This window comes from Bradyrhizobium nanningense (genome assembly GCF_004114535.1).
Taxonomy (GTDB): Bacteria; Pseudomonadota; Alphaproteobacteria; order Rhizobiales; family Xanthobacteraceae; genus Bradyrhizobium; species Bradyrhizobium nanningense.
In genome coordinates, this window is record NZ_LBJC01000023.1 from 162,215 (window position 1) to 177,300 (window position 15,086).

Annotated in this window: 14 protein-coding genes; 5 read left to right on the forward strand and 9 right to left on the reverse strand. The window is 63.6% G+C overall.

The annotated features are described in order from the left end of the window. Positions 1-218: 218 nt before the first annotated feature. Positions 219-1,979, forward strand: a complete 1,761-nt coding sequence (locus XH84_RS16930) for an ABC transporter ATP-binding protein/permease (protein ID WP_128921617.1) — start codon at positions 219-221, stop codon at positions 1,977-1,979. Positions 1,980-2,331: 352 nt separating this feature from the next. Here XH84_RS16930 and XH84_RS16935 read toward each other — a convergent pair whose 3' ends face one another. From XH84_RS16935 to XH84_RS16950, 4 genes are all read right to left on the reverse strand, one after another. After that, entirely contained in the window at positions 2,332-3,348 is a 1,017-nt protein-coding gene (locus XH84_RS16935) for a TorF family putative porin (protein WP_164936523.1), read from the reverse strand. A 386-nt stretch (positions 3,349-3,734) separates the two neighbouring features. Beyond that, the gene (locus XH84_RS16940; protein ID WP_128921619.1) at positions 3,735-4,094 is read right to left on the reverse strand and encodes a histone; all 360 of its coding nucleotides are present in this window, start codon (positions 4,092-4,094) and stop codon (positions 3,735-3,737) included. 84 nt (positions 4,095-4,178) lie between these two features. After that, a complete protein-coding gene (glcF, locus tag XH84_RS16945; RefSeq protein WP_128921620.1) occupies positions 4,179-5,501 on the reverse strand; it encodes a glycolate oxidase subunit GlcF in 1,323 nt (440 codons plus the stop codon). Then, positions 5,498-6,736 (reverse strand): FAD-binding protein, encoded by a 1,239-nt coding sequence (locus XH84_RS16950; RefSeq protein ID WP_128921621.1) that lies wholly within the window; start codon positions 6,734-6,736, stop codon positions 5,498-5,500. Before XH84_RS16950 ends, glcF begins: the two co-directional genes overlap by 4 nt. 217 nt (positions 6,737-6,953) lie before the next feature. Between XH84_RS16950 and XH84_RS16955 the strand changes: the two genes are divergently transcribed. Continuing rightward, positions 6,954-7,289, forward strand: coding sequence for a putative quinol monooxygenase (locus XH84_RS16955; RefSeq protein ID WP_128921622.1), 336 nt, complete (start codon positions 6,954-6,956; stop codon positions 7,287-7,289). Positions 7,290-7,356: 67 nt separating this feature from the next. On the opposite strand, the gene XH84_RS16960 is transcribed toward XH84_RS16955, so the two are convergent. Further along, on the reverse strand, positions 7,357-8,850 hold the full coding sequence (locus XH84_RS16960; RefSeq protein ID WP_128921623.1) for an FAD-linked oxidase C-terminal domain-containing protein: 1,494 nt from the start codon (positions 8,848-8,850) through the stop codon (positions 7,357-7,359). Positions 8,851-9,132: 282 nt separating this feature from the next. On the opposite strand from XH84_RS16960, the gene cycA reads away from it, so the two are divergent. Further along, positions 9,133-9,528 (forward strand): cytochrome c-550 CycA, encoded by a 396-nt coding sequence (gene cycA / locus XH84_RS16965; RefSeq protein WP_128921624.1) that lies wholly within the window; start codon positions 9,133-9,135, stop codon positions 9,526-9,528. Positions 9,529-10,652: 1,124 nt separating this feature from the next. Here the strand turns inward: cycA and XH84_RS16970 are convergent. Beyond that, on the reverse strand, positions 10,653-11,609 hold the full coding sequence (locus XH84_RS16970; RefSeq protein ID WP_164936525.1) for an alpha/beta fold hydrolase: 957 nt from the start codon (positions 11,607-11,609) through the stop codon (positions 10,653-10,655). Positions 11,610-11,940: 331 nt separating this feature from the next. Between XH84_RS16970 and XH84_RS16975 the strand changes: the two genes are divergently transcribed. Beyond that, positions 11,941-12,123 (forward strand): hypothetical protein, encoded by a 183-nt coding sequence (locus tag XH84_RS16975; protein ID WP_128921626.1) that lies wholly within the window; start codon positions 11,941-11,943, stop codon positions 12,121-12,123. 107 nt (positions 12,124-12,230) lie between these two features. On the opposite strand, the gene XH84_RS16980 is transcribed toward XH84_RS16975, so the two are convergent. The 3 genes from XH84_RS16980 to ykgO all read right to left on the reverse strand — a co-directional run bounded on the left by XH84_RS16980 (position 12,231) and on the right by ykgO (position 13,495). Then, positions 12,231-12,491 (reverse strand): hypothetical protein, encoded by a 261-nt coding sequence (locus XH84_RS16980; RefSeq protein WP_128921627.1) that lies wholly within the window; start codon positions 12,489-12,491, stop codon positions 12,231-12,233. A gap of 125 nt (positions 12,492-12,616) precedes the next feature. Then, entirely contained in the window at positions 12,617-13,249 is a 633-nt protein-coding gene (locus XH84_RS16985; protein WP_128921628.1) for a tetratricopeptide repeat protein, read from the reverse strand. Positions 13,250-13,369: 120 nt separating this feature from the next. Continuing rightward, the gene (ykgO, locus tag XH84_RS16990; RefSeq protein ID WP_006611362.1) at positions 13,370-13,495 is read right to left on the reverse strand and encodes a type B 50S ribosomal protein L36; all 126 of its coding nucleotides are present in this window, start codon (positions 13,493-13,495) and stop codon (positions 13,370-13,372) included. Positions 13,496-13,806: 311 nt separating this feature from the next. Between ykgO and XH84_RS16995 the strand changes: the two genes are divergently transcribed. Continuing rightward, positions 13,807-14,691 (forward strand): amidohydrolase family protein, encoded by an 885-nt coding sequence (locus tag XH84_RS16995; protein ID WP_128921629.1) that lies wholly within the window; start codon positions 13,807-13,809, stop codon positions 14,689-14,691. The last annotated feature ends 395 nt before the right edge of the window (positions 14,692-15,086 follow it).

The window sequence follows — 15,086 nt, forward strand, 5'->3', positions numbered from 1 at the left end:
TTCCACGCGAATGCGGCGGTTCCCCTCCGCTCACAAGCTCGCGAAATCCCTGGCCGCCCCACCCCGCGCCGTCGAACCCCATGCTAGGGTTGCGAGCTGCGACAAGCCAACGCAAATTGCAGGCCTTGCGACTTTAGTCTAAGCGCGCCCATTTCCCCCACGGCCTCAAGTCTTTGGCTCCGGGCATTTGTGCACATCCCCCAAGGAGACCCCGCTCTGTGAAGAACATCAGCGCCACGCTCGCGATCGTTTGGCGAATCGCTGCTCCCTATTTCTGGTCGGAGGACAAATGGGCCGGCCGCGGCCTGCTCGCCGTGGTCGTCGCGATGGAGCTGGTCCTGGTCGCGATCAACGTGCTCCTCAATCAATGGCAGAACCGGTTCTACAGCGCGCTGCAGGCCTACGACCTGCCCGAATTCGTCAAGGAGGTCTGGATCTTCCTCGGCCTTGCCTTCACCTTCGTCGCCCTGGCCGTCTACAAGCTCTACCTGAACCAATGGCTGCAGATCCGCTGGCGGCAATGGCTGACGCAACATTATCTCGGCGAATGGCTCGATGGCGCCACCCATTACCGCATGCAGCTCAAGGGCGACGCCGCCGACAATCCGGACCAGCGCGTCACCGAGGACGTCAAGACCTTCGTCGAACAGACGCTGACCATCAGCCTCGGCCTTTTGTCCTCGATCGTGACGCTGGCCTCGTTCGTCGTCATCCTCTGGGGCCTGTCCTACAAGGCGCCCTTGTACATCTATGGCACCGATATCGTCGTCCCCGGTTTTCTGGTCTGGTGCGCGGTGGCCTATGCGATCGTCGGTACCGGGCTGACCCATTGGATCGGCTCCCCGCTCATCAATCTCAATTTCGAGCAGCAACGCTTTGAGGCCGACTTCCGCTTCAACTTGATCCGCGTGCGGGAAAACTCCGAGCAGATCGCCCTTTTGAAGGGCGAGAACGCGGAGCGGGGGCATCTGCTGCAGCGCTTCGGTTTCGTCATCGGCAATTGGTACGAGATCATGCGCCGGACCAAGCGCCTGACCGCCTTCACCGCAAGCTACGGTCAGGCTGCAACGATCTTTCCCTATGTGGTGGTGGCGCCCGCCTACTTCGCCAAGCGCATCCAGCTCGGCGACATGATGCAGACCGGCTCGGCGTTCGGCAGCGTGCAGGATGCGCTGTCCTTCTTCGTCACCGCCTATCGCTCACTCGCCGAGTGGCGCGCGGTGATTGCCCGCCTCGACGGCTTCGAGATGTCGGTCAGCGCCGCCGCTCACGGCGCGGCTCACGAGCCGACCATCGACGTCGCGCCGTCCAAGGGCAAGGCCATCGCGCTCGAGCAATTGCTGGTCAAACTGCCGAATGGCACCCCCCTGGTCGCAGCCGATGCCTTCACGATCCAGCCGTCGGAGCGGGTGCTGGTGACTGGCGCGTCGGGCTCCGGCAAGTCGACACTGTTCCGAGCCATGGCCGGCATCTGGCCGTTCGGCACCGGTGCGATCGCCATTCCCGAGAAGGCGAAGCTGATGATGCTGCCGCAGCGGCCGTATTTCCCGATCGGCCCGCTCGGCGACGCCGTCATCTACCCGGCCGAGCACGGCTCCATCCCGCCCGAGAAGATCCGCGACGCCCTCATCGCGGTCGGCATGCCGCGCCTGGCGGACCGGCTCGACGAGGACGGCCACTGGAACCGGATCTTGTCGCTCGGCGAGCAGCAACGCCTTGGGCTTGCCCGCGCGCTGCTGCACGTGCCGGACTATCTCTTCCTCGACGAGGCGACTGCCTCGCTGGACGAGCCGTCCGAGGACCGGCTCTATCGGCTGCTGACGGAAAAACTGCCACAGGCCACCATCGTCTCGATCGGCCACCGCTCGACGCTGGAGGCCTTCCATACCCGCAAGGTGGCGTTGGTGGAGGACGGCGAGATCCGCGTCCTCGGCAAAGCCGGCGAGCCGGCCCGGGCGGAGCCGACCGTGGCGCGCTGAGACAAGCCGGCAACGGCGCGCCATTCCGCCCTCGTGATGGCGAGCGTAGCATTTCGGCTCTCTTGCCCCGGACGCAGCGCAGCGCGCCCGGCGATGCGAAGCATTGTCCGGGACGGTGCGCTGCAGAGCCGGGGCCCATTCCGTCGATAGGAATCGGTGTTGCGCTGGGTCCCGGTTCTGCGCAGCAGCGCTGACGCGCCGCAGCGCGTCCGGGACACGAGAGTTGAGCCTGCTGTTGCCTCACACCCGCACCTCGAGTCTCTGCCTCGCGTTGCGCTGAGCACCCGCCTCCCCAAAAGCAAAAGGGCGGCAGATCGCTCTGCCGCCCTCATAGATGGTCTCGGGAAGAAACTTACTTCAGGTTCGTCATCGCCGTCAGGTCGAACGAGAGCTTGGCGATGCCGGCCGCGCCGCACCACTTGGAGCCGACGCCCGACGGATTGATGCTGCTGTAGCTGCTGCTGAAGGTGGCGGTGTTGTCGCTCGTGAAGGCGTTGCAGTTAGCCTTCGAGAGATCGGTGTCCGAGTAACGGAGATCCAGCGTCATCACCTTGTAAGTAAAGCCGACGCCGATGTTCCAGGTGTTGTAGTCGGCATATTTGATGCCATTCGGGAACGGACCGCCACCCAGCGGACTGGCGATGCCGGTGCCGTAGAACGAATCGGATGTGCCGAACCACTGACGGCCGAATTCACCCGACACGTACACGCCGACACCGCTCGAACCGAAGGTCGTGCTCGGCGCCGTCCACTTGGCCGTGACCGAGGTGTAATTGCCCCAAGCGCCGGTGTTGAGGAAGTTCGGCGAATAGAACTCGTTGAGGCCGACGCTCCAGTTGTCATTGATGGTGTAATTCACCTTGCCGTAGACTTCGAAGAAGCTGACGTCCTTCTTCATCACGTTGCCGTTGAGCAGGGCGTTGGCGGCGCACTCTGCGCTGAGCGGGTTGCCGGCGGTGTCGGTCGGCGCGCCGAAAAAGCAGGTCCCACCCGGATACAGGTAACCCCAGACGCCGATATCGAAGGCGAACGCGCCGAAGGTCGGGCGGATACCGCCGTAGACGTCGATTTCGGCGGCAGCGCGGTTCGGGAAGGAGATGCTCTCGCCGGCCACGCCGACATAGAGCTGGAGGTCCTTGGTGACGTTGTAGCGCGGCTCGAAATAGACGGCGACCGACGGCTTGTGGTTCGACTGGGTGATACCGCGGAAGATGTAGTCGTTCATGATCGCGCCGCCGAAGGCGATATCCCAGGGATCGAAGGCGACCACCGGCGGGGCCTTCTTCGCCTTCACCGCCATATCCGCGGCGAAAGCCGAGCCCGTCGTCACCATTGCCAGCGCCGTTGCTAACAAAGCCACTTTTTTCATTTCGATCCCCATCACCAGTTCTACGCAGTCGGATCCCGGAAGCCCCCCGGCGAACGACCTGTGTGCAAAAATGCGTTACTGCGACAATCTGGATTGAGGGACGTGGGCCGTGAAGCAAAATTCGCGGGCATCTGCCGCCTTTTTGGGCGTTTTGACGATTCCACGAAAGGTTGTCGGCCTGTGTGTCTTCTCGATCACATTATTTGCATTCCGAAGTGCACGGAGGGACCGTGCAAGTACGGGTCGGCAGCTCGCGTGGTAACCGGGCAACGAATCAGCCACGCGCGGGGAAGGGACGCCTTCCGGAGGTCCCTGTCGCGATGCAAAAAGGCCGCGGCGTCACCGCAGCGGCCCTTCCGTTGGCGATCGCCGTTGCTGGCTGGGACCTAGCCCTGCCCCTCGGCCGGTGCCGCTTCCGTAGAAGACGAAGGCATCGCCCAACTTGTCTCCGCTGCCGGCTCGGGAGCCGGAGCGGCCGGCGGTGCTGACGGCTTCGGCGCGGGAGCTGCCTTCGCCTTCTTCGGTGCCGCTTTCTTCGCGGCTTTCTTCGGGGCAGCCTTCTTGGCGACCTTCTTCACAGCCTTCTTGGCCGACTTCTTTGCGGCCTTCTTCGGGGCAGCCTTCTTCGATTTTCTGGCCGACTTCTTCGCGGACTTCTTGGTTGCCTTCTTGGCGGTCTTCTTCGCCGCTACAACCTTCTTGGCCTTTTTGGCCTTCTTGCTTTTCTTCTTCTTCGCTTTCGCCATCGTGGTCCTCCTGTTGCCGCCGAACAATGGTCGATCGGGCGTCTTCAGTCGTCACCTCGGGAGGAAAGTTCAGGCTCTGAAAGCTCAAACTGACGCGTTCAGTGCCGGCCGCGACCCGCCCGTAGCCCAATCGAGAAGCTCAATCGTGTGTACGACCGGAACTGACGTGCCACTGGCAATCTGCACCATGCAGCCGATATTGCCCGCAGCGATCATGTCCGGTTTGACGCTTGCGATGTTGGCGACCTTGCGATCACGCAACCGGCCCGCAAGCTCGGGCTGGAGAATGTTGTAGGTCCCCGCCGAACCGCAACACAAATGGCTTTCGGGCACATCTTTCACCACGAATCCATTCTTGGAAAGCAATTCTTTCGGAAGGCCCGTGATTTTCTGCCCGTGCTGCAACGAACATGCAGAGTGATAGGCGACGACGATGTTGTCCTGTCGTGCAGGCGATTCCAGTTCGAGGCCGGCAACGTATTCGGTGATGTCCTTGGCGAGCGCAGATACCTTCGCCGCATCGGCCGCAAACGCTTTGTCCTCGCGCAGCAGATAACCGTAGTCCTTGATCACGGTGCCGCAGCCGGAGGCCGTCACCAGGATGGCGTCGAGCCCCTCGCCTGCCGCTTCCTTTTGCCAGGCCGTGATGTTGGCGCGGGCGCGGGCCAAGGCATCGTGGTCGTTGCCGAGATGATGGGTCAGCGCACCGCAGCACTGCTCGTCCTTGACCAGGACGACCTCGATGCCGTGGCGGGTGAGGAGGCTGATCGCGGCCTGGTTGATGCGGGGCGCCAGCACCTGCTGGGCACAGCCCTGGAGCAGCGCGACCCGTCCGCGCTTCTTGCCGAGCGCTGCGAACACGCTGCCCGGGAGCGGGCCCGGCGCCGGCAGCCGGCTTGGCGCCAGCGCCAGCATCGCCTTGATGCGCTGGATCAGGCCGGGCGTGGCCGAGGGCCGCGGCGTCGGCAGGAACACGGCAAGCGGGCGGGCGAGCCGGGCCAGCACCACGCTCATGCGGAATCGCTGCGGGTCCGGCAGGACGAAGGCCAGCACCTGACGCAGCAGCCGCTCGGCCAAGGGCCGCTGATAGCGTTGCTCGATCCTGACCCGGGCCTGGTCGACGAGGTGCATGTAGTTCACCCCCGAGGGGCAGGTCGTCATACAGGCCAGGCACGACAGGCAGCGGTCGACATGCTTGACCACTTCCGCCGTCGGCGCCTGATCCTTCTCCAGCATCTCTTTGATCAGATAGATGCGGCCGCGCGGACTATCGAGCTCGTCACCGAGCAGCACATAGGTCGGACAAGTCGCGGTGCAGAAGCCGCAATGGACGCAGGCGCGCAGGATCTTGTCGGCCTCGGCAATGTCGGGGTCGGCAAGCTGCGTCAGGGAGAATTCGGTCTTCATTCAGCAGCGCTCCGCGTGAGCCGTCCCCGGTTGAGGATGGTCTTCGGATCGAAACTGGCGCGGACCCGCTCGCTCAGGGCGGCAATACCGGGTGCCTGCGGATGGAACACATCGACATTGCGCCTGACGTCCTCGGCCGCCCGGATCAGCGTGGCGTGCCCGCCGAGCGCGTTTGCACGCGCGCGCACCGCCGGGCCATGTGCGTCGCCCTTCGGCGGGAGCGCCGCCCAGATCAGGCCGCCGCCCCAATCGTAGATCACGTCACCCCCGGTCTCGCGCGCCAATTGCGTGCCGAGCACAGCACCCGACGCTGGCGGGCAGACGATCCGCCACACCGGCCAGGCGCCGAGCGCGCCGCTGGCCGCGAACGGCAGCACGTCGCGGATCGTGGTCCACAGCACCGCGGAAGCCGCGTCCTCGATCAGCGTCGCGGCTCCGAACGGCGCCAGCAATTCGCGCAGCGAGCCGGCGCGATGGGCGGCGGAGGCTGTGATGCCCTCGAGCCGCAGCATGGTCAGCGCCTCGCCCTCCCCGGCGAGATCTCCAAGCCCCTCGGTCTTGGCCCGGAATGCCGATGTCGGCAGATGCGCGGCGGCGGAGACGTCGAAGGGCGAGCCGAGCGCCGCGGTCATGGCCTTGTTGGCGACGGCATCGTCGAGCCCGCGGAGCAGCAGCGTCCGCTCCGCCTCCGGCTTCGGCATCACCTTCAGCGTGACCTCGGTCATGACCGACAACGTGCCCCAGGATCCCGCCAGCAGCTTGCAGAGGTCGTAGCCGGTGACGTTCTTCACCACCTTGCCGCCGGTCTTGAAGCTGTCCCCGAAGCCGGAGACGGCGTGCGCTCCCAGAAGGTGGTCCCGTGCCCCGCCTGCCCTGATCCGGCGCGGCCCGGCGAGCCCGGCTGCGATCATGCCGCCGATGGTGCCTGATACCGCCGTCCCGAGCAGCGGCGCGGTGTCCATCGGCTCGAAGGCGAATTGCTGGTTCTTGGCATCGATCAGCGCCAGCACGTCGTTAAGCGGCGCGCCGGCCTGGAGGGTGATGATGAGTTCGTTCGGCTCGTAGGAGGTGACGGCATTCAGCGCGGAGAGGTCGAGCACCGCGTTGGTCGCCATCGCGTGGCCAATGCTGCGCTTGCTGCCATGACCGATGATATCGAGCGGCTGCTCGTTGGCAATCGCCGCGCGCACGACCTCTTCGACGTCTTTGGCGTCTCTGACCTTGAGCGTATCCACGGGAAAAGGCGGTAGCGAAATTCGCATCCAAAATCAATGAGGCGTGACGCCGGCGTCCATGGCGCGATCGGGATCCATCACCCACTACAACAACGTTTCGATCATGATCGAAGCGTTCACGACATCGACACTTCGATCAGCGGCGAACCAAAGCCGGCAGCGCCTCACTACAAGCTTGCACGATCGCGATCGAGACCCACCGATGGAGACAGACATCATGAACCATTATGCCGTGCAGAAATCTCTTAGCGCCGCCGTCGATGGCGGCGGATTGCTCGTCGTCGCGCAATGGGAAGCGAAGCCGGGCGAAGCCGACAAGGTCGCGGGGATTCTCGACCGCTTCCTGCCGGAGGCGCAACGCGAGGACGGGGTCAAGCTGTTCCTGATCTCGCGGGCTAAGGACAATCCGGCCCAGTTCCTGTTCTACGAGTTGTTCCGCGACGAGGCGGCTTTCAAGGCGCATCAGGACAGCACCCATTTCAAGACATATATTGCCGGCGAAGCGCTGCCGCTGCTGGCCAAGCGCGAGCGGGCGCAATACGGGCTGCTGTGAGCGCTCTTCTTTCCCTCTCCCCTTGCAAGGCCTTGCAAGGGGAGAGGGTGCACCGTCGCCACGGCCTTCAGAACCGCGGCAGATCCGGAAACGCGAGCTTGCCGGCATGCACGTGCATGCGGCCGAGCTCGGCGCAGCGGTGCAGGGTCGGAAACACTTTGCCGGGATTGAGCAGGCCCTGCGCATCGAAGGCGCATTTCAGCCGCTGCTGCTGATTGAGGTCGATCTCGCTGAACATGTCAGGCATCAGGTCCCGCTTCTCGATGCCGACGCCGTGCTCGCCGGTGAGCACGCCGCCGAACTCGACGCAGGCACGCAGGATATCGGCGCCGAAGGCTTCGGCGCGCTCGATCTCGCCGGGCTTGTTGGCATCGTAGAGGATCAGCGGGTGCAGATTGCCGTCGCCGGCATGGAACACGTTGGCGCAGCCGAGCTGGTATTTTTCGCCGAGTTCGCGGATGCGGGCCAGCGCCTTCGGCAGCGCGCCGCGCGGAATGGTGCCGTCCATGCAGAGATAATCGGGCGAGATGCGGCCCACCGCCGGAAACGCGGCCTTGCGGCCGGCCCAGAACAGGTTGCGCTCGGCCTCGGAATTGGAGATCTGCAGCGTCACCGAACCGCAGCCTCTTGCGATGCTCTCGACCCGCGTGATCAGCTCATCGACCTCGATCTTGGGACCGTCGAGCTCGATGATGAGCAGCGCCTCGACGTCGAGCGGATAGCCGGCATGCACGAAGGCCTCCGCGGCGTGGATCGCGGGCTTGTCCATCATCTCCATGCCGCCGGGGATGATGCCGGCGCCGATGATGCGCGCCACGCATTCGCCGGCGGCCTCGACCTCGGCAAAGCCCACCATCAGCGCGCGCGCCGTCTCCGGCTTCTGCAGGATCCGCACCGTGACCTCGGTAATGACGCCGAGCAGGCCTTCGGAGCCGGTGATGACACCCATCAGGTCATAACCCGGGTTCTCGCACCCCTTGCCGCCAATGCGCAGGATCTCGCCGCTCATCAGCACGATCTCGCAGCCGAGCACGTTGTTGGTGGTCATGCCGTATTTCAGACAGTGCACGCCGCCGGAATTTTCCGCGACATTGCCGCCGATCGAGCAGGCGATCTGGGAGGACGGATCGGGCGCATAGTAGAAGCCAGCATGGGCGACCGCCTGGCTGACCGCCAGATTGGTGACGCCGGGCTCGGTGACGACGACGCGGTTGTCGAAATCGATCTCGCGGATGCGCTTGAACTTGCCGAGACCGAGCAGCACGCCGTCTTCGAGCGGCAGTGCGCCGCCGGATAGCGAAGTGCCGGAGCCGCGCGGCACCACCTTGATGCCCTGCCCTGCACAATATTTCAGGATGAGCGAGACCTGCTCGGTCGTATCGGGCAGGACCACGACCATCGGCGGCTGCCGATAGGCCGTGAGCCCGTCGGATTCATAGGCCCGCATTTCGGCAGGCGTATCGATCACGCCCTCGCCGGGCACGATTGCGCGCAACGCAGCAACGATCTCGGCGCGCCGCGCGAGCACGGCCTGGTCGCTCGCAGGCATCATGATGGCCATATCAAATCCTTCATGGCATATCCTTCCGGCTCACGCCGCACGATCAATTTGTCTCGCCAAATCAATCACGTCCGCGCCTGTTTGGGTAGGTCATCCGAAAGTCGGATCGACCATGTTCCGCAAGTTCGCTCTGGGACAAGTAGGAAATCGTGAAACCTGTCATGGTTTGGTGGCTTGTCCAAGCCGAGCAGGCCTGCCAAAACCGCCCGGTCGGGCGACTGCCGATCCGGCAAGCGACTGACCAGGCCAGACCCACCAGGGAAGAGAGACGAAGAGCATCCGATGACAAAATTGACTTTTGGCGCACTGACGATCCTCACCATGATTGCCACCGCACCCGCCGCGATGGCGCAGGATGTCGCGGCCGGCAAGACATCGTTCAACAAATGCCTGGCCTGCCACGCGATCGGCGAAGGCGCCAAGAACAAGGTCGGCCCCGAGCTCAACGGCCTCAACGGCCGCAAATCAGGCACCGTCGAGGGCTACAGCTATTCGGACGCGAACAAGAATTCCGGCATCACCTGGGACGAGGCCACGTTCAAGGAATACATCAAGGACCCCAAGGCCAAGGTCCCCGGCACCAAGATGGCGTTCGCCGGCATCAAGAACGAGACCGAGATCAACAATCTCTGGTCCTACGTCTCCCAGTTCGACAAGGACGGGAAGATCAAGCAGTAAGCGCGCATAAGGTAGTCGCGGCAGCTTCGGTTCTGATCGAATCAGGACCGAAGCTGTAGCTTTCTGTGTCGACGCGCTCCACCGCGTCATTGCAAGCATAGCGGCTTGTCCGCCGAAGCCTTGGCGAAGGCGGAAGCAATCCAGAACCCCGCCGCGGAAAGACTCTGGATTGCTTCGTCGCAAGGGCTCCTCGCAATGACGGAGTGTGAGCCCGACCGCTTGCTTCTCCAAGTGACGCTGTCATTCCCTGCGAAGGCGGGGAATCCAGTACGCCGCGACTTCTCGGTTCAATCACAACTACCTCTGGAATACTGGATCGCCCGCCTTCGCGGGCGATGACACTGTGTGCGTGGTGGCAGACGCGCCTTCGCAGCCTCGCGGCGCGTTTCGCCCGAGCTTTGATTGGGTCTCCACCCTCTCAAAGCCAAGAGGGCGCAGGGAAGGCCGGGTGCCGACATCGCACCCGCGGTCCGCTGCGCGAAATGCACACGCAGAGAAGACCGCACAGCAGCATACAGGTGGTGCCGATCACTCGGCCTTCCCTGCGCGATGGTCGGACGGCTTATGCCGTGATCTCCCAGGAGCCGAACTTTCCTTCTGGCCTCCCTCGCCGTTCGAATTGGCGATGCCGTCCACCCGGTTGGGTTCGCGCGCATCTTCGAAAGGCTTGACCGTAGCAACGACGGCCAGGACCACACGGTTTTGCCGTACGCACGGCCCGCCATTCGCCGCAGTTTTTCCAGCCCTGTCGACGAAGCCGGAAACTTGCAAGACGAGACGAAGCCTAGCAGCGCCGCTCGTCCGCACGCGGGTTTCGAGCTCACAGGGACTACCCGCCCTGCCCGTCCCATCTCGTGCCGACGCTGCCGCGTCCGCCGCAAGCCCGGCTCGCGAACGTGACGACCACAAGATCGCCCCTCTTGATGAGCCGGGATGCGCGACACATACGCCAAAACCGAATTTCGTTAAAGTGGAATATTTTTAGCGAGACGGATTGACAGAGCGCGACACAGGCACGGTTGCGTAGCCCGGATGAGCGCAGCGACATCCGGGACAGCGCGAGATGCGGGGCGAGCGCCCCCCGGATATCCGCTCATCCGGGCTACGGGAGCATCCATCTCGCTCTAATCGGCGGCCGCCTGTGCCGGGGCGATTTTCCCGATCATCGTCTCGATCTCCGCTTTCACACGATCCGGCACGGCGTTCTGCACCATGTGGCCGAGATCGGGCAGCACGATCAGCTTCGCATTCGGCACCATGGCCGCGAAGGGGCGGGCGTGGATGCCGGTCCTGACCGTCTTGTCGGGCTCGCCGGCGATGATCGTGACCGGCGCTTTGATCTCGCCATAGCGCGGAGCTTGCGCCGCGACGGCTTCCTTCAGCGTCACCAGATCATAGGCGTTGGCGATGAATTCGCGCGGGCGCAGCAGCAGCGGCGTCGCGGAATCCCGCACGAAACCATCAGGCATCATCTGCGGCAGGAATACGTTGCGCGCACCAGACTCGGCCACGACGTAACCGAGCGGCAGGGTGATGGTGTAGGCAAGCAGCGGGCCGATCACCGGCGTCGCGATGATCTCGTTGTAACGGCCGACGCCGCCGCGCCAGGGATGGGTGACGGGCGCGAGCATGACGAGGCCGGCGACGCGGCCCGGGTGATCGAGCGCAAGCCGCGCGCCGAGCGCGCCGCTCCAGGAATGCACGACGAAGACCGCACGCTCGATCCCGAGCTTTGCAAGCGCCTCATCGATCATCCGCGCCTGGATCTGCGGCGTGGAATCCCGGCGCCGCGCCCGCGTGCTCCAGCCATGGCCGGGGCGGTCGACCAGGATGACGCGATGGTCCTTGGCGAGAATGTCGCCGAGCGGGCGCCGCATCGCTTCGAGATTGGAGCTTGCGCCGTGCAGCATCACGATCGGCACCCCCGCATCGCGCGGGCCGATATCGACGACGTGAAGCGTGGCCCCGTCGACCTCGACCATCTCGCCCTGCGGCGGAAAGGCGCGCTGCACGGCGACGATTCCGGCCTGCGTGACCAGCGCCAACAGAACCAGCGCCGTCAAGACTGACATCACGATCATGGAGAGAATCCGGGAGATCCAGGGCACAGGGCAGTTACGGGTCCGATGGGCGGCAGTTTCGCAGCCTCGGCTTTCGGTGCTTCCACCGAAAATGCCGGGGCTGTGGATATGTGCACAATTGCCGAACGTAAAAACTCAATGGAATCAACAATATTCCAAGAGGACACGCAAGCCTCGGACCAGCTTCATGCGGCCGTCATCGCGGCTTCCTTATAATCGCCATGGTCGGTTCCGCCATCTAGGCGCGGGTGGGCGCCGATCCTCCTCGCAGCCTCAGGGGATGTGGGAAAGACCGGCAGAATTTGTCCTGGTTTGAACCGGAGGAATTTCGATGAGCTTCAGATCGAACGACACTGCGATCGACGAAATCGTCGCGAGCTGCAACGGCGACCTGCGCGGTGCCGTGCGGGCGCTGCTGCTGATCAACGAGCATCTCGAGGCGGAGCTGGCAAAGGCTTATGCCGCAGCCGCCGATCACGGCCTCGTCGAGCGCGGCGGCAGCGTTTTGCACTAAAGTGCGATCGATCGCACTTTAGGCTCTGAGCATGATCTTGTCGGAAAACCGCTGCACACTTTTCGCGAACGCGGCCCTTCGGGTCCGGATCAGGCTTGGAACGCAGGCTAATCCGTGCCGTCCTCGTCTTTTTCCTCGTCCGGCGTGAGCGCGGGACAGACGCGGATCGTCGAACGGGCAATCTTGGCATCGGCCTTGGACTTGTAGGGACCGTCGCCGAACCAGATATCGCCGATGATGACCGGATTGCTGCTCACGATATTGCATTTTCCGGTGGCGCGGTTGCCGACCACCCAGAACAGTCCGTCGGCAAAGCTCACCGTCCCCGACGCCAGCAGCAAGCACCCCGCAAAGATCAAACGCTTCATGGCTTTCGCTCCTGCCATGCAGGTAGGCCTGCGGCAGGCCGGGCAATAGTCCTTGCGCCGCGGCGTTTCCGATCGTGGTTAACCCGCGCAGGGTGCAATTGCTCGAAAGCTGATCGAGTTGTCGGCTAGATATCGCGGCCTTCGACCTTCTCGGTCAGCGCCTTGACCTGATCGGGGATCTTTTCGAGGTGCGGATTGACGGCGAGCGCCTTGCGATAGGCGTCGAGCGCGCGCTTCTCGTCACCGACCTCCTGCATGATCATGCCGAGGCCTGCAAGCGCGCCGAAATGGCGCGGCTCCCGGACCAGCACTTGCTGGATATCCGCGAGCGAGCGGCCATAGTCGTTCTGCATGTAATAGAGCGTGGCGCGCCGGTTCCAGGCCTCGATGTAGTCGGGCCTGAGCTTGATGATCGAATCCAGCAGCTTGATCGCGACATCGATCTTCTTCGCATCGACCGCGGTCTTGGCGCGCGTCATCAACAGCGCCGCGGTGTCGCTCGGGGTCTGGAGCCAGATCGCCCAGATCCGCGCTTCGACATGCTTGGCGCTGACCTCGTCGGGTGCAGCCTTCAGCGCGCCGAACAGGAAATCGAGATTCTTGGTGCGATCGACCTTCGGCAGCTTGGCCGGCGCCTCGGGCAGCTTCTTCTGCTTGCCGGGCGGCTCAACCTGCTGGGCCCAGGCTGGAGCCAGCCCAGCGGTTCCCAGCACGAGGGCCAGACACAGAGTGCGCGCAAACTGGAATCTCACTGCCATGGTGAAAGTCTAAACGCGCAAAGCCGCCCTTGCAAAGCAAAGGCGGCGTCAAACTCGTGTGAGCCGTGGTCTTGCGGGAACGCGCGAGGCGACCGCGAGGGCAGAGATCGGACTGACCGATCAGCCCTGGCGAGCCTTGAAGCGGCGCTGCACCTTGTTGATCACATAGACCCGGCCCTTGCGGCGGACCAGGCGGTTGGCGCGATGGCGACCGCGCAGCGATTTCAGCGAGTTACGGACCTTCATGGCGGAATCCTGAACGTTCGAAAGGCCGTGTTCGGCACTACCGTTGCGGCACGCGCGAATGTGGCAAAATGAGATTTTTCCCGCTGGCGGATGACCGCCCGGGACGGGGCGGTTCTTAAGGCATGGCGGGAGGTGATGTCAATGTTAACTGCCGCCTTCCGAACCGGCAAATTCTCGAGAACAACCCCACGCACAGTAGAAACGGCCGGATCGGCCCGATTTATCGCCAGAGAAATCAGCCCCTTTCGGCGACGCCTTGCCAAATTCGTTATATCATATAATCAATTTGGCAACCCGTCGGGAGGAAACCCATGCCGAAGCTGAAGCTGCCCAATATCGACGATGTCGTCGCCATCGACATCCACACCCACGCCGAGGAGCCCTGCGGCTGCCACCCCGACGACGGCTATGACGATTTCCAGGCGCAGATGGCGGAGTATTTCAAATCGCCGAACAAGCATCCGCCGACGGTGCCGGAAACCGCGGCCTATTACCGCTCCAAGAACATCGCGGCGGTGATCTTCCCCGTCGATGCCGAGCGCGAGACCGGCTTCCGCCGCTACAACAATTACGAGATGCTGGAGGTCGCCTCCGACCATCTCGACGTCCTCATTCCCTTCGTCTCGATCGACCCGCACAAGGGCAAGCTCGGGGCGCGCGAAGCACGCAAGCTGATCGAGGAATACGGGGTGCGCGGCTTCAAATTCCACCCGACCATGCAGGGCTTCTATGCCAATGACCGCATGGCCTATCCGCTCTATGAAGAAATCAACAATGGCGGCGCGATCGCGCTGTTTCACACCGGCCAGACCGGGGTCGGCTCGGGCATGCCCGGCGGCATGGGGATGCGGCTGAAATATTCCAACCCGATGTACATGGACGACGTCGCGGCCGATTTCCCCGACCTCAAGATCATCCTCGCCCACCCCTCCTTCCCCTGGCAGGAGGAAGCGCTGTCGGTCGCGACCCACAAGCCGAACGTCTACATCGACCTCTCCGGCTGGTCACCAAAGTACTTCCCGCCGATCCTGGTGCGCTACATCAACTCGATCCTGCAGGACAAGATGCTGTTCGGCTCGGACTGGCCGGTGATCACGCCCGACCGCTGGCTGTCGGATTTCGCCAAGATCGACATCCGCGACGAGATCCGGCCGAAGGTGCTGAAGGCCAACGCAAGGAAGATTTTGGGAATCTAGAGCGCAATGGGCTTAGGCTGAATCACGCGGCCGAGGGCTCGGTGCACCCCTCCCGCAAGCGCTTGCGGGAGAGGCCGACGCGCCGGGCGATGCGAAGCATCGTCCCGTGCGGCGGGTGAGTGTTCTTTCCTCTAGGGGATTATCCCGCTGTGGTGACACCCTCTCCCCAGCCCTCCCCCGCAAGCGGGGGAGGGAGCATACCTCCATTGTTGCGGCATTCGATCGAACGACCGAAGCCCTCATGCTCAAGACCTCAGACTGCGCCAGGCTTCCGTCGACGCTCCCGGCCGGGTCGGAATTACAGTCGACAACCGACATTCGAGTAACTGCCACGGATGGTCCGCGACGGGCCATAAACGGAAGTGCCCTTCCTGAGCAAGCGTAGGTTAGTGTTG

Excerpts from the sequence above, each read along its gene's own strand:
- cycA (WP_128921624.1), top strand. The coding sequence starts at position 9,133 with ATGACAAAATTGACTTTTGGCGCACTGACGATCCTCACCATGATTGCC.
- XH84_RS16980 (WP_128921627.1), bottom strand. The coding sequence starts at position 12,491 with ATGAAGCGTTTGATCTTTGCGGGGTGCTTGCTGCTGGCGTCGGGGACG.
- XH84_RS16955 (WP_128921622.1), top strand. The coding sequence starts at position 6,954 with ATGAACCATTATGCCGTGCAGAAATCTCTTAGCGCCGCCGTCGATGGC.
- XH84_RS16970 (WP_164936525.1), bottom strand. The coding sequence starts at position 11,609 with ATGATCGTGATGTCAGTCTTGACGGCGCTGGTTCTGTTGGCGCTGGTC.
- XH84_RS16935 (WP_164936523.1), bottom strand. The coding sequence starts at position 3,348 with ATGAAAAAAGTGGCTTTGTTAGCAACGGCGCTGGCAATGGTGACGACG.
- XH84_RS16975 (WP_128921626.1), top strand. The coding sequence starts at position 11,941 with ATGAGCTTCAGATCGAACGACACTGCGATCGACGAAATCGTCGCGAGC.
- XH84_RS16995 (WP_128921629.1), top strand. The coding sequence starts at position 13,807 with ATGCCGAAGCTGAAGCTGCCCAATATCGACGATGTCGTCGCCATCGAC.
- glcF (WP_128921620.1), bottom strand. The coding sequence starts at position 5,501 with ATGAAGACCGAATTCTCCCTGACGCAGCTTGCCGACCCCGACATTGCC.
- XH84_RS16960 (WP_128921623.1), bottom strand. The coding sequence starts at position 8,850 with ATGGCCATCATGATGCCTGCGAGCGACCAGGCCGTGCTCGCGCGGCGC.
- XH84_RS16985 (WP_128921628.1), bottom strand. The coding sequence starts at position 13,249 with ATGGCAGTGAGATTCCAGTTTGCGCGCACTCTGTGTCTGGCCCTCGTG.
- XH84_RS16940 (WP_128921619.1), bottom strand. The coding sequence starts at position 4,094 with ATGGCGAAAGCGAAGAAGAAGAAAAGCAAGAAGGCCAAAAAGGCCAAG.
- ykgO (WP_006611362.1), bottom strand. The coding sequence starts at position 13,495 with ATGAAGGTCCGTAACTCGCTGAAATCGCTGCGCGGTCGCCATCGCGCC.